The 12,918-nt window shown below is 74.8% G+C and carries 13 protein-coding genes; 6 read left to right on the top strand and 7 right to left on the bottom strand.

Annotated features, from left to right (window positions below):
• Window positions 1–79: 79 nt before the first annotated feature.
• The 3 genes from HCN56_RS17895 to ilvA all read right to left on the bottom strand — a co-directional run bounded on the left by HCN56_RS17895 (window position 80) and on the right by ilvA (window position 3,598).
• Entirely contained in the window at window positions 80–955 is an 876-nt protein-coding gene (locus HCN56_RS17895) for an ABC transporter permease (RefSeq protein ID WP_167972373.1), read from the bottom strand.
• Window positions 952–2,019, bottom strand: coding sequence for an ATP-binding cassette domain-containing protein (locus HCN56_RS17890; RefSeq protein ID WP_167972371.1), 1,068 nt, complete (start codon window positions 2,017–2,019; stop codon window positions 952–954). The genes HCN56_RS17895 and HCN56_RS17890 overlap by 4 nt, the downstream gene beginning before the upstream one ends.
• Window positions 2,020–2,356: 337 nt before the next feature.
• A complete protein-coding gene (gene ilvA, locus HCN56_RS17885; protein ID WP_167972369.1) occupies window positions 2,357–3,598 on the bottom strand; it encodes a threonine ammonia-lyase in 1,242 nt (413 codons plus the stop codon).
• Between the two features lie 310 nt (window positions 3,599–3,908).
• On the opposite strand from ilvA, the gene HCN56_RS17880 reads away from it, so the two are divergent.
• Window positions 3,909–4,409 (top strand): MarR family winged helix-turn-helix transcriptional regulator, encoded by a 501-nt coding sequence (locus HCN56_RS17880; protein ID WP_245246698.1) that lies wholly within the window; start codon window positions 3,909–3,911, stop codon window positions 4,407–4,409.
• Window positions 4,410–4,615: 206 nt separating this feature from the next.
• On the opposite strand, the gene HCN56_RS17875 is transcribed toward HCN56_RS17880, so the two are convergent.
• Window positions 4,616–5,764 carry a cystathionine gamma-synthase gene (locus HCN56_RS17875; RefSeq protein ID WP_167972365.1) on the bottom strand — a complete coding sequence of 383 codons (1,149 nt, stop codon included), beginning with the start codon at window positions 5,762–5,764 and terminating at the stop codon, window positions 4,616–4,618.
• A 210-nt stretch (window positions 5,765–5,974) separates the two neighbouring features.
• On the opposite strand from HCN56_RS17875, the gene HCN56_RS17870 reads away from it, so the two are divergent.
• The 4 genes from HCN56_RS17870 to HCN56_RS17855 all read left to right on the top strand — a co-directional run bounded on the left by HCN56_RS17870 (window position 5,975) and on the right by HCN56_RS17855 (window position 10,081).
• Window positions 5,975–7,195, top strand: a complete 1,221-nt coding sequence (locus HCN56_RS17870; protein WP_167972363.1) for a hypothetical protein — start codon at window positions 5,975–5,977, stop codon at window positions 7,193–7,195.
• 24 nt (window positions 7,196–7,219) lie between these two features.
• On the top strand, window positions 7,220–7,882 hold the full coding sequence (gene msrA, locus HCN56_RS17865) for a peptide-methionine (S)-S-oxide reductase MsrA (protein WP_167972361.1): 663 nt from the start codon (window positions 7,220–7,222) through the stop codon (window positions 7,880–7,882).
• 152 nt (window positions 7,883–8,034) lie between these two features.
• Window positions 8,035–8,949 carry a phosphorothioated DNA-binding restriction endonuclease gene (locus HCN56_RS17860; RefSeq protein ID WP_167972359.1) on the top strand — a complete coding sequence of 305 codons (915 nt, stop codon included), beginning with the start codon at window positions 8,035–8,037 and terminating at the stop codon, window positions 8,947–8,949.
• A 130-nt stretch (window positions 8,950–9,079) separates the two neighbouring features.
• Window positions 9,080–10,081, top strand: coding sequence for an arsenic resistance protein (locus HCN56_RS17855; RefSeq protein ID WP_167972357.1), 1,002 nt, complete (start codon window positions 9,080–9,082; stop codon window positions 10,079–10,081).
• Window positions 10,082–10,135: 54 nt separating this feature from the next.
• On the opposite strand, the gene HCN56_RS17850 is transcribed toward HCN56_RS17855, so the two are convergent.
• Window positions 10,136–10,447, bottom strand: coding sequence for a hypothetical protein (locus tag HCN56_RS17850; RefSeq protein WP_245246696.1), 312 nt, complete (start codon window positions 10,445–10,447; stop codon window positions 10,136–10,138).
• Window positions 10,448–10,554: 107 nt separating this feature from the next.
• On the opposite strand from HCN56_RS17850, the gene HCN56_RS17845 reads away from it, so the two are divergent.
• Entirely contained in the window at window positions 10,555–10,746 is a 192-nt protein-coding gene (locus HCN56_RS17845) for a hypothetical protein (protein ID WP_167972353.1), read from the top strand.
• Between the two features lie 222 nt (window positions 10,747–10,968).
• Here the strand turns inward: HCN56_RS17845 and hutH are convergent, their stop codons facing one another.
• The gene (gene hutH / locus HCN56_RS17840) at window positions 10,969–12,537 is read right to left on the bottom strand and encodes a histidine ammonia-lyase (RefSeq protein WP_167972375.1); all 1,569 of its coding nucleotides are present in this window, start codon (window positions 12,535–12,537) and stop codon (window positions 10,969–10,971) included.
• A 38-nt stretch (window positions 12,538–12,575) separates the two neighbouring features.
• Window positions 12,576–12,918, bottom strand: a 343-nt coding sequence (locus tag HCN56_RS17835; protein ID WP_167972351.1) for a hypothetical protein, incomplete at its 5' end; no start/stop codon positions are given.

Here is a 12,918-nt window from a genome sequence, read left to right as displayed (position 1 = left end):
GGCCCGCCCCGGGGCGGGGCGGGCCGGGGCCCGGTCTGCGGCTGCGGCTGCGGCTGCGGCTGCGGCTGCGGCTGGAGTGTCAGCCGGTGGCGCGCTTGTACTTGCGCACCGCCAGCGTCCGGAACACCGCGATGATCACGACGCAGAAGAGGACGGTGGCCAGCACCGGGTTCTGCAACGGCCAGGCGTCCGGCGCCTGGTAGCCCTCCGGGAGGTTGCCGAACAGCTCGCGGACCGCGAGGACCGCAGCGGAGAAGGGGTTCCACTCCGCGACGGGCTGGAGCCATCCCGGCATGTTCTCCGAGGGGACGAACGCCACGGAGATGAACGTCAGCGGGAAGAGCCAGATGAGCCCGCCGGAGGTCGCCGCCTCCGGGGACCGCACCGACAGGCCGATCAGGGCGCCGATCCAGGTGAAGGAGTACCCCAGCAGGAGCAGCAGCACGAAGGCGGCGAACGCCTTGACCACGCCGTCGTGGAAGCGCCAGCCGACGAGGAAGGCGACGATGGCGAGGACGACCAGGGTCAGCGCCGTCTGCGCGAGGTCGGCGAAGGTACGGCCGGTGAGGACCGCGCCGCGGGCCATCGGCAACGACCGGAACCGGTCGATGATCCCCTTCTGCATGTCCTCGGCGATGCCGGCGCTGGCGCCGGCGGTGGCGAAGGTGACGGTCTGGGCGAAGATGCCGCCCATCAGCCATTCGCGGTAGGAGGAGGCGTCCAGCCCCGCACCGGGGATGTTGATGGAGCCGCCGAAGACGTAGCTGAACAGCACCACGAACATGATGGGCTGGACGAGGCCGAAGACGACGACCTCGGGGATGCGCATCATCCGCAGCAGGTTGCGGCGGGCGACGACGAAGGAGTCGCGGACGGCCTGGCCCACGCCGATGGAGAGGTCCCCTCCGGTGCGGGGGGCCGGCTGGGGCGCCGGGCTCTTCTCTGTGACGGTCACGTGCCTGCCTCCTTGTCGGCGCGGGGCGCGGGGCGGTCCCCGGCGGTCCCCTCGGGCCCGGCGCTGTCGCCGTCGCCGGCCTCGCCGGTCTGCTTCGCACCGTTCTCGCGGGCGAGCGGGGCGTCCTCGGCGCTGTGGCCGGTGAGGGAGATGAAGACGTCGTCCAGGGTGGGCCGCCGCAGCCCGATGTCGTTGATCTCGATGCCGTCGGCGTCGAGTTCGCGGATGACCTCGGCGAGCAGCTTGGCGCCGCCCTCCACGGGGACGGTGAGCCGGCGGGTGTGGTCGTCGACCGTGACCTCGCCCTGGCCGAGCCGGGCGAGGACGGCGCGGGCGGTCGGGAGGCGGTCGCGGCTCTGGACGACGACCTCGACGACGTCGCCGCCGGTGGCGTCCTTGAGCTCGTCGGAGGTGCCGCGGGCGATGATGCGGCCGAGGTCGACCACGGCGATGCTGTGCGCGAGGTGGTCGGCCTCCTCCAGGTACTGGGTGGTCAGCAGCAGCGTGGTGCCGCCGGCGACGAGGTCCTGGATGACGTCCCACAGCGCCTGCCGGTTGCGGGGGTCGAGCCCGGTGGTCGGCTCGTCCATGAACATGACCGGCGGCCGGACCACGAGGGCGGCGGCGAGGTCGAGACGGCGGCGCATCCCACCGGAGTAGGTCTTGGCGGTGCGGTCGGCGGCTTCGGCGAGGTTGAAGCGCTCCAGCAGCTCACCCGCCCGCTTCTTCGCGTCGCGCGCCGACAGCTGGTAGAGCTGCCCGACCATCTGGAGGTTCTCGCGGCCGGTCAGGTACTCGTCCACGGCGGCGAACTGCCCGGAGAGGCCGATCGAGGCGCGCACCCGGTTGGGGTGGCGCAGCACGTCGATGCCGGCCACCTCCGCGTGCCCGCTGTCCGGCTGGATGAGCGTGGTCAGCACGCGCACCGCGGTGGTCTTGCCGGCGCCGTTCGGCCCGAGCAGGCCGAGGACGGTGCCCTCTGGGACGTCGATGTCGACGCCGTCCAGTGCCCTGACATCGCCGAAGGTCTTGACCAGACCTTCCGCGTAGATGGCCCCTGGCATGGTCTCTCCCCATCTGGGTCTCGTCCGGCGACCGCCCGTGGACCGGGCGGTCGCCACTGGTGGCGGGCGGTTCGGGCCGGTACGCCCGGGAGGGCTGCCGCCGCCCCGCCCGGCCGGGGCGGCGCGAGCGCCCCGGTCGGGACGGTGGGCGGACCGGAGTCCCGAGCACACGCGCGGGCTCCGCTGCCTTTCAGGCTCACCCCGATGGGCCCGGGCCGCCACCCTAGAGCATCGCGATGTATCGCGATATGCCGAGCCGGGTTCAGGCCGCGAACCGACCGTTTCCGGTCGAACAGCGACGCTCGCCGCGAACAGCGCCCGGAAGGGCCGCCCCCGGTCAGTCCAGGACGGTGTAACCGGCGGACCGCAGGCCGCCCGCCACCTCGGCGCAGTGCTGCGGCCCCTGCGTCTCCAGCTGGAGCTCCACCTCGGCCTCCTCGATCCCGAGCCCGGGATCGATGCGGACGTGGTTGACGGCCAGCACGTTGGCGTCGGCCCGCGACAGCTCGCCGAGCAGCGCCGCGAGGACGCCCGGTCGGTCCGGGAGCCGCATCCGCAGCGACAGGTAGCGGCCGGCGGCCGCCATGCCGTGCCGCAGCGTGCGCTGCAGGACGAGCGGGTCCACGTTGCCGCCGGAGAGCAGCGCCACGACCGGCCCCCGGAAGGCGGCCGGTTCGCTGAGCAGCGCCGCGACGGAGGCGGCCCCGGCGGGTTCGACCACCATCTTGGCCCGCTCCAGGCAGAGCAGCAGGGCACTGGAGAGCGCGTCCTCGGAGACGGTGCGGACCTCGTCCACCAGCTCACCGATGATCTGGAACGGCACGTCACCGGGGCGGCCCACCTTCATGCCGTCGGCCATGGTCGCCACCCGTTCCAGGGAGACGGGCCGCCCGGCGGCGAGCGAGGGCGGGTACGCCGCCGCGCCCTCCGCCTGCACGCCGACCACCCGCACGTCCGGCCGCAGCGACTTGATCGCCAGCGCCACCCCGGCCGCGAGGCCGCCGCCGCCGATGCCGACCACGACCGTCCGCACCTCGGGGCACTGCTCCAGGATCTCCAGCCCCACCGTCCCCTGGCCCGCGACGACGTCGGGGTGGTCGAAGGGGTGGATGAGCACCGCGCCGGTCTCCTCCGCGTACGCCTGCGCCGCCGCCAGCGTCTCGTCCACCACCTGGCCGTGGGTCCGCACCGTCGCGCCGTACTCGCGGGTCGCGGCGACCTTGGGCAGCGGCGCGCCCACCGGCATGAAGACGGTCGACGCCACCCCGAGCAGCGAGGCGGCGAGCGCGACGCCCTGCGCGTGGTTGCCCGCGCTGGCCGCCACCACGCCCCGGGAGCGCTCCTCGGTGGAGAGCCCCGCGATCCGGGTGTACGCGCCCCGCAGTTTGAAGGAGCCGGTGCGCTGGAGGTTCTCGCACTTCATCTGCACCGGACCGCCGACCAGCCGGCTCAGGAACCGGCTGCCCTCCATCGCGGTGACGCGGGCGACGCCCGACAGGGTCTTCTGGGCTTCCCGGACGTCTTCGAGCGTGGGGAGCGGGAGCACGGGAGGGTTGCCCCCGGGGAGGTTCGCAGCCATGGGCACAGTTTCGCAGCAGGCCACGGCGGCGCGCCGGGCGCCGGGCCCGGCACGCCCCGCGGCGGTGGGGCGATGCGTTCGGGCCCCGTACGGGCGGCGGCTCCGCCCGCAGGCGCCGCCACCGGCCGCCGGTCCGAACCCCGGACCGGGTCACCCGTTGCGGGTGCGGGGCAAATACCGTTGCATCACGGTGACTTCGCACTGCGGGGACGCCTGTGCCCTCCACGGCACGCGCCGCGTACTCTGTGGCGCATCTCGCGCCACCCCCCACGCCTGACCCTTCACTCCATCAATGCCAGGTACCCCTCATATGACACCTGAAGTCGCAGAAGACACCGCTTCGCCGAACACGGTCGACCAACTGCTGGACGCGCTCCAGCACGAGGTCGCGGTGTTCGCCCGTCGCGCCGAGCAGACCCGGCTCGGTGGCCTGGGTCCCGCCCGCAACTCCATGGACCGGGCGGCCTACCTCCTCCTCAGCAGGCTCGACCAGGCCGGACCCACCGGCGTCAAGTCCCTCGCCTCCGGCATGGGCATCGACTCCTCCACGGTCACCCGCCAGGTGGCGCCGCTGGTGGACTCCGGGCTCGTCGACCGTGCCGCCGACCCCGACGACGGCCGGGCCGTCGTCCTCCGCCTCTCCGCCCGGGGCAGCGCCCGGCTGGAGGAGGTGCGCGCCTCGCGGCGCAAGCTCATAACGGCTCTCACCGACGGCTGGACCGATGAGGAGAGGGAGGTCTTCCACGGACAGCTGATCCGCTTCAACGACGCCGTGGCGCGCTGGCAGAGCACACCCGGCACGCCACGCTGACGGCTTGACGGCCGCGGTCGCACTAGCCACGCGACCGCACGGGCCGGGACCGCCCGAGTGCCATCGCCCCGCCGGCGCGGGAGGGGCGGCACCACGGCGGTACGGGGGACCGCAGGACACGACCACAGGCCGAGGGGCCGCCGGGAAGATCCCGGCGGCCCCTCGCCGCGTCCGCGGGCGGCGGTGCCGCTGCCGCGGGCCGGGCGTCAGCCGAGCGCGTCGGTGAGGTCGGCGAGCAGGTCGTCGGCGGCCTCGATGCCGACCGAGAGGCGGACCAGGTCGCCGGGGACCTCCAGGGCCGAACCGGCGGCGGAGGCGTGCGTCATCCGGCCGGGGTGCTCGATCAGCGACTCCACGCCGCCGAGCGACTCACCGAGGGTGAAGACCTTGGCCCGGTCGCACACCGCGACCGCCGCCTCCTCGCCGGCGGCGACCCGGAAGGAGACCATGCCGCCGAAGTCCCGCATCTGCTTGGCGGCGACCTCGTGGCCCGGATGGGACGGAAGCCCCGGGTAGTGGACGGCGCTGACCTTGGGGTGCGCGACCAGCATCTCCGCGATCCGCGCGGCGTTGGCGCAGTGCCGGCCCATCCGCACCGCGAGGGTCTTGATGCCGCGCATCACCAGCCAGGCGTCGAACGGGCCGGCGATGGCACCCATCGCGTTCTGGTGGTAGGCGAGTTCCTCGCCGAGCGCCGAGTCGGCGACCACGAGGGCGCCCCCCACCACGTCCGAGTGCCCGCCCATGTACTTGGTGGTGGAGTGCACCACCACGTCCGCGCCGAGCGCCAGCGGCTGCTGGAGGTAGGAGCTGGCGAAGGTGTTGTCCACGACCAGGCGCACCCCCGCGGAGCGGGTGATGTCGGCCAGTGCCGCGATGTCGCTGATGCCCAGCAGCGGGTTGGACGGCGTCTCCACCCACACCATGCGGGTCTCGGGCCGCAGCGCGGCGCGCACCGCCGCGGGGTCGGAGGTGTCCGCCACCGACCAGGTCACGCCCCAGCGCTCCACGACCTTCGCGATCAGCCGGAAGGTGCCGCCGTAGGCGTCGTTGGGGATGACCAGGTGGTCGCCGGGGCTCAGCACGGTGCGCAGCAGGCAGTCCTCGGCGGCCAGCCCGGAGGCGAAGGCGAGGCCGCGGCGGCCGCCCTCCAGGGCCGCGAGGTTCTCCTCCAGCGCGGTCCGCGTCGGGTTGGCGGACCGGCTGTACTCGTAGCCGCCGCGCAGGCCGCCCACCCCGTCCTGCTTGTAGGTGGACACCTGGTGGATCGGGGGGACCACGGCCCCGGTCGCCGCGTCGGGCTCCTGCCCCGCGTGGATGGCCAGGGTCTCGAAGTGCTGGCTGCGCTCGTTCATGGGGACACCGTAATGCCGTCGGGGGCCCCGGTGTTCCGTACCGGCACACACGCGCCGGGACGGGTCGGGGTGCACCGGCACGCACCGGTCCTCGCGGGTGGCGGACACGGGGCGGGGGCCTGCCTTTAGGGTTGAAAGGCCCCGGGGAGGGACGCGGACGAGCGGCGCGACCCGGGCGACACCGAACCTGTGAGCGAGGAGCTGCGCGCCATGGAAGCCTTGTGGCTGTTGATCGCACTGACCGCCATCTTCGGGGTGGCCGTCCTGCCCGCGATCCGCCGGAGGCAGGAGCGGCGGGCGCTCGAACAGGCTGCCGAGACCGCGCACGGCATGACCCGCCCGGCCGGCTCCGACCGGCCCCGGCAGAAGTCGGGCGGTGTCTCCCTGTCGAAGGAGGGCGACGCCGACGCGGGCAGCGCCGGGGGCTCGGTCTCCGCCGGCGGGCTGGTCGCCGTCGACGACCTCGACCTGCGACTCCCCGGGCCCGACCAGGAGCTGGTCGACGCGCTGGAGGAGACGCAGCGCAACCAGGACTGGCGGCCCGTGGGCCGGCTGCTGGCGCTGACCGACGACCACGAGCAGCGCTGGCAGCGGGTGCAGTCGGTGGCGGGTGCCGCCGCGATGGAGCTGGCGCACTGGCGCGGGGAGCACGGCACACCGCCCGGGGAGAACGACCACCCGGACACCCCGGTGGGCCCCGGCGCCCGCCGGGACGCGGGCTGGCTGCAGGCGTGGCGCGCGGAGGAGCCGTCCGACGTGGGCGGGGCGCAGGTGTACGCGCAGTTCCTCGTCTGGCAGGCGATGTCGAACACCGGCTCCGCCGACAGCCGGATCATCCTGGAGGAGGCGCGGACCGCGGCGGCCGATGCCGCGCTGCTCGCCCCCGACGACCCCACCCCGCACATCACCGAGCTGTTCGTGGCGCGGGGACTGAGCTACCGCAAGCCGGACTTCGAGCAGGTCTGGTCGCAGGTCACCCGCCGCAGCCGCGACCACATGGGCGCGCACCTGGCGGCGCTCAGCTACTGGTCGGAGGCGTGGCACGGCTCCAAGGAGGAGGCGTACGGCTTCGCGCAGAGCGCCGCCGGGAGCGCCCCGCCCCGGTCGCTGCTGCCCGCGCTGCCCCTCTTCGCCGTCTACGACCACCTCCCCGACGTGCAGCTCTCCCCCTCCATGTACAGCGGGGCGACCATCGGGGACGCGCTGGAGGCGGCCCGGTTCGCCCTGTCCCACACCCGGCCCGACCACCCGGTGGTGCCGCACGTCCGGCACCTGCTGCTGTGGTTCCTGGTCCGGGCGGAGCGGTACCCCGAGGCCGCGGAACAGGTGTGGGCCGTCGATGGTTATGTAGGGGCACTGCCCTGGGTCAACAGCGGGAACCCGGCGCAGGAGTACGCGGCCTTCCGGGCCGTGGCCATCGGACGCCGCTGAGCCGACACACGCCAGGAGATCGTCATGCTGTTCGGTTTGAAGGACCGGCTCCCCACCGCCGAGGAGGCCCTGCCCGGCCGCCCCGAGCCGATGTTCCGGGTGCCGGAGCGCCATACCGTCCTGGGCAACCCGCTCCAGGGCCCGTACCCGGAGGGGCTGGAGGTCGCCGACTTCGGCCTCGGCTGCTTCTGGGGGGCGGAGCGGAAGTTCTGGCAGACGGACGGCGTCTGGACGACGCTCGTCGGCTACCAGGGCGGCACCACCCCGCACCCGACGTACGAGGAGAGCTGCACCGGCCGCACCGGGCACGCCGAGGTGGTCCGGGTCGTCTTCGACCCGGCGGTGGTGAGCTACGAGGAGCTGCTGCGGGTCTTCTGGGAGTCCCACGACCCGACGCAGGGCTACCGGCAGGGCAACGACATCGGCACCGCCTACCGGTCGGCGCTGTTCACCCACTCCCCCGAGCAGGACGCGACCGCCCGCGCCTCCCGGGAGACGTACCAGGCGGTGCTGGAACGGGCGGGCCACGGCCGGATCACCACGGAGATCGGCGCCGCGGCGGAGCACGTCTTCTACCCGGCCGAGGACTACCACCAGCAGTACCTGGACAAGAACCCCGGCGGCTACTGCGGCATCGGCGGCACGGGCGTCTCCTGCCCGATCGGGGTGGCCCGGGCCGACGGCTGACGCCGCCCCCGGCCCGGCACTCCGGCCCCTTTCCCTCCGGCCCGCTCCCGGACGACGTGCTCGTCCCGGGGGCGGGCCGTCGGCGTCGCGGCGCCGGCCGCGGCGACCCGACGGCCCGTGGCCTGTCGGTGGCGCGCGGTAGTGTCCCGGGCATGGACTGGGGGCAGCGGGTGGGGGCGATCCGGCAGTGGGCGCGGGGTGGGCGGCGGGCGCCGCACAAACCCCTGCTGCTGCTCTACGCGCTGGCGCGGTGGCAGCGGGAGCCCGACGCCGCGCTCCGCTACTCGGAGGTGGAGCAGGACCTCGCGCTGCTGCTGCTCCGCTACGGCCCGCCGGGCCGCACCACGCCGGTGTATCCGTTCCACCACCTGCAGAGCGACGGGGTGTGGGAGGTGCGGACCATCGACGGGTCCGGCAGCCCGGGCGCGGCTGCCGGGGCGCTGCGGGCGTCGGGCGCTGCGGGCCGGCTCGCGCCCGGTCTGCGGGAGGCGCTGGCGGCCGATCCGTCGCTGGCGCCGCAGCTCGCGCGGCAGCTGCTCGCCGCCCACTTCCCGCCCTCGCTGCACGCGGACATCGCGGCGGACACCGGCCTGGCTCCCGGGTGGGAGGCGCCGGTGCTCCCCTCGCCCGCGGCCGGGTCACCGGCGGGCGGCGGGGCGCGGCGCTCAGCCGAGCTGCGGCGAGAGGTGCTGACGGCGTACGAGTACCGCTGCGCGTTCTGCGGCTTCGACGGCGCGCTGGCGGGCCGCCCGGTGGCGCTGGAGGCGGCGCACGTGCGGTGGGTCGCGTTCGAGGGGCCGGACACCCCGGAGAACGCCCTCTGCCTCTGCTCGCTGCACCACAAGCTGCTGGACCTCGGCGTCCTGGGGCTCGACGACGGGCGCACCATCACCGTCTCCCGCGAGTTCGTCGCCCGCAGCGACACGGGTCGGGAACAAGTGGTGGCACTGGCCGGGCGGGAGGTGGCGGCGCCGCAGGCGGGCACTCCGGGGGTGGCGTCGGGTTACGCGCGGTGGCACGCGGAGCAGGTCTTCCACGGCAGCCCCCGCACGCCGCAACCGGTGTGACCGCCGACGGTACGGGCCGGGCGCGGACGGGCGGCGGGGCGGGCCGCAGGCCGGTCGTAGGGTCGTGGGGCGGGCCGCCCGGCCCGCGGAGCGGCGTGGCGGTGTCGACCGCCGGAAGGACCGGTGCGGGGTGGCGGGGCTGACGGGGTGGCTCGACCGGTTCCAGGTGGCGCTGTACGCCGCCGCGGTGGCGGCCGGCGCGGTGTGGGGGCTGCTCGCGCCCGGCGCGGGCGCCGCGGCGGAGCCGGCTGTCGTCCCCGTCCTGGTGGGCCTGCTGTACGTGACGTTCCTCCAGGTCCCGGCGGGTGAGCTGCTGCGCTCGCTGCGGGCGGGCCGGTTCCTCGGTGCGGCCCTGGTGGTCAACTTCGCCGTGGTGCCGCTGGTGGTGCTGGCGATGTTCCCGCTGCTGCCCGGCGATCCGGCGATCCGGCTGGGCGTCCTGCTCGTCCTGCTCTGCCCCTGCGTGGACTACGTGATCGCCTTCTGCCGGCTCGCCGGCGGCGGCGCCCGGCGGCTGCTGGCGGCGACGCCGCTGCTGCTGGTCGCGCAGCTGGTGCTGCTCCCCGGTTTCCTGGTGCTCTTCCTCGGCTCGGAGCTGGCCGAGGTGGTCGAGGCCGGTCCGTTCGTCGAGGCGTTCGTGACCTTCATCGTGGTGCCGCTGGCGCTGGCGTGGCTGACGCAGCTCTCCGCGCGGGTGACGGCCCGGGTGGCGCCGGTGGCCGAGGCGCTGATGGTGCCGCTGATGATCGGGACGCTGCTGCTGGTGGTGGCCTCGCAGCTGCCGAAGCTGGACGGCGGCCCGGGCGTGGTGCTGGGGACGGTGCCGTTCTTCGCGGCGTTCCTGGTGGTGATGGCGGTGGCGGGGCGGCTGGTCGCCCGCGGGTTCGGGCTGGGAGCGCCGGACGGGCGCGCGGTGGTCTTCACCGGCGCGACCCGCAACGGGCTGGTCCTCCTCCCGCTGGCGCTGGCGCTCCCCGACGAGCTGGCCGTGGTGGCGGTGGTGATGGTGACCCAGACGCTGGTGGAGGTCGTCGGCATGGTGGTGTACGTGCACGCGGTGCCCCGGCTGCTGCCGGACCGGCCCGCCGGCACGGGCGGCAGCGACAGCGGCGGCGCCGACCACGCGGGGTGACACCCCGTCGCCCCTGTCCCTCGCCGTAGGTCACCGGATGTCACGGCCGCGGGCTCAGCCGTACCAGTCCGCGTCGGGGTCGGCCGGCGGCTCCCCGGCTGCGTCGGTGGGTTCGCTGCTCCACGAGGCATGAACCAGTTCGACCCCGGGTAGGTCCCCGACCAACGCGACCGGTTCCACGAGATAGGCGACCGCCTCCGCCGGTTCCCCGGCCACCGCCTCCCGCGCGGCCAGACGCTCGGCGTCCGGCATCAACTCGTCGGCGTCGACGCGCTGTCGGGCGACGGAGGTCAGCCGCTCCGCGTCGGCCACCTCCAGTACGAGCTCGACATGCAGCCGGACATATCGCGATTCATCTGCACTCATGGACCGGAGCCTAGGTCCCAGCCCACGGGCCCCTTTCGTGCGACCCGCGGCGGGTCGTAACATCGCTGCGCACGCCGCCGGTTCGCACCATTTCCAGGAGTACTCCCGTGGCAGAACAACACCCGGCCGTCAGCCGTCGCCCCCTGGTCATGGGGGTGGTGGCGGGTTGCGTGCTCTGCGGGGTCTGGCTGCTGCCGTCGCCGCCCTCGGGTGACGAGGCGCAGCATCCGGCTTCCGACGCGGAGCTGAGTCAGCAGGACGAGATACGCCCCGTCTCGACCATCGAGGGCACCCGCTGAACGTCCGCCGGCGGCGCCGCGGGTCCGGCGCCGTCGGTAGGACTCCCCCGGTCGGCCGTCACCGGGTGTGACCGGACGGCCGTCACCGAACGTCAGCTCCGTGCAGCTGCCACCGTTCCCGGCGCACCTCCACGGCGCGCGGCACCGGAGCGCCGACCCCCTGGGGCGCGCAGCGCCGGAGCCGGCCGCAGCCCGCACCGACCGCAGCCCGCGCCGACCGCTTCAGTGCAGCGGACCCGTCACCGTCTCCGCCGCGCGGACGAGCGAGCCGTCCCGGACGAACGCCTCCGCCGCGTCGAGGTCCGGCGTCAGGTAGCGGTCGGGCCCCGCCCCCTCGACGCCGGCGGCCCTCGCCGCGGCCGTGACGGCCTGCCCGGCCGGTCCCGGCGCCAGCTCCCGCGTGGCGGGCAGCGCGCCCCGCAGCTCCAGTGCGCGGGTCGCCGTGTAGAGCTCCACCGCGACGACCCGGGTGAGGTTGTCCAGGGCGGTGCGCAGCTTCCGGGCCGCGGACCAGCCCATGGAGACGTGGTCCTCCTGCATCGCGGAGGAGGGGATGGAGTCGACCGAGGCGGGCGCGGCGAGGCGCTTCATCTCGCTGACCAGCGCGGCCTGCGTGTACTGGGCGATCATCAGCCCGGAGTCGACGCCGGGGTCGTCGGCGAGGAACGGCGGCAGGCCATGGGAGCGATGGCGGTCGAGCAGCCGGTCGGTGCGCCGTTCGGCGATCGAGGCGAGATCGGCGGCGGCGATGGCGAGGAAGTCCAGCACGTAGGCGACGGGCGCCCCGTGGAAGTTGCCGTTGGACTCGACGCGGCCGCCGCCGCGGCCGTCGGGGAGCACGACGGGGTTGTCCACCGCCGAGGCCAGTTCCCGCTCGGCGACGGTGCGGGCGTGGTCGAGGGTGTCCCGTCCCGCCCCGGCGACCTGCGGCGCGCACCGCACCGAGTAGGCGTCCTGCACCCGCGGGGCTGCGTCCTGGTGGTGGCCGGTGAGGGCGGAGCCGGCGAGAACGCGGCGCATGTTGTCGGCGCTGGCGGCCTGGCCGGGGTGCGGGCGGACGGCGTGGAGGTCGGCGGCGAGCACGGCGTCGGCGCCGAGCAGCGCTTCCAGGGTCAGTGCGGCGGTGATGTCGGCGGCGGTGAGCAGGCGGCCGAAGTCCGCCAGCGCCAGGGCGAGCATCCCCAGCATGCCGTCGGTGCCGTTGAGGAGGGCGAGTCCTTCCTTCTCGCGCAGCTCCACCGGGGCCAGGCCGTGCTCGGCGAGCAGCTCGGCGGCGGGCCGGAGCCGGCCGTCGGGGCCTTCGGCCTCGCCCTCGCCCATGAGGGTGAGGGCGCAGTGGGACAGCGGGGCGAGGTCGCCGGAGCAGCCGAGGGAGCCGTACTCCCGCACGGCCGGGGTGATCCCGGCGTTGAGCAGGTCGGCCATGGCGGTGGCGACCTCGGGGCGGACCCCGGTGTGCCCGGAGGCGAGCGTCTTCAGCCGCAGGAACAGCAGACCGCGGACGACCTCGCGTTCGACGCGCGGCCCCATGCCGGCAGCGTGCGAGCGGACGATGTTGCGCTGGAGGCGCGCACGCAGGTCGGGGCCGATGTGGCGGACGGCCAGCGCGCCGAAGCCGGTGGAGACGCCGTACACGGGTTCGGGCTTGGCGGCGAGGTCGTCGATGACGCGCCGGGCGGCGGCGAGGGCGGCCAGCGCGTCGGCGCCGACCTCGACCCGGGCGTCGCCGCGGGCGACGCGGGTGATGTCGTCGAGGGAGGTGCCGGACGTGCCGACGACCACGGTATGCATAGCCATATTCAGCAGCGTACGTTCTGAATCAAAGTTCGTCACGGGGGTGCCCAGGGCCACCGCGCGGGCGCGCAGCCGTCCCGGGGCGCGGCGCCGCCGCACGACGCCGGACGGGTGCCGTCGTACAGCTCGGGCACCCATGCCGGCGAGTCCGCCGCCCCCGGCACCACCACCCCCGTCACCGGCACACCCGCTCCGGTGACACCGGGCACGGCCACCCACCACGATCCCGACCCGGCCGCCGCCGGACCCCGCACCACCACGCCCCGCGCGGCCCACGCCCCGGCGTCGAGCTGTCCGTCGCCTCCCAGGAGGAGTTCGGGGTGGAACTCGACGACAGCGAGGTCGACCTCGGCTCCACCATCGCGCACGCGGCCGGGG

It is taken from the genome of Streptomyces lonarensis (genome assembly GCF_012033735.1).
Taxonomy (GTDB): domain Bacteria; phylum Actinomycetota; class Actinomycetes; order Streptomycetales; family Streptomycetaceae; genus Streptomyces; species Streptomyces lonarensis.
Note: the sequence above shows the minus strand (reverse complement) of the source record. Positions and strands in the feature narration are given on the sequence as shown.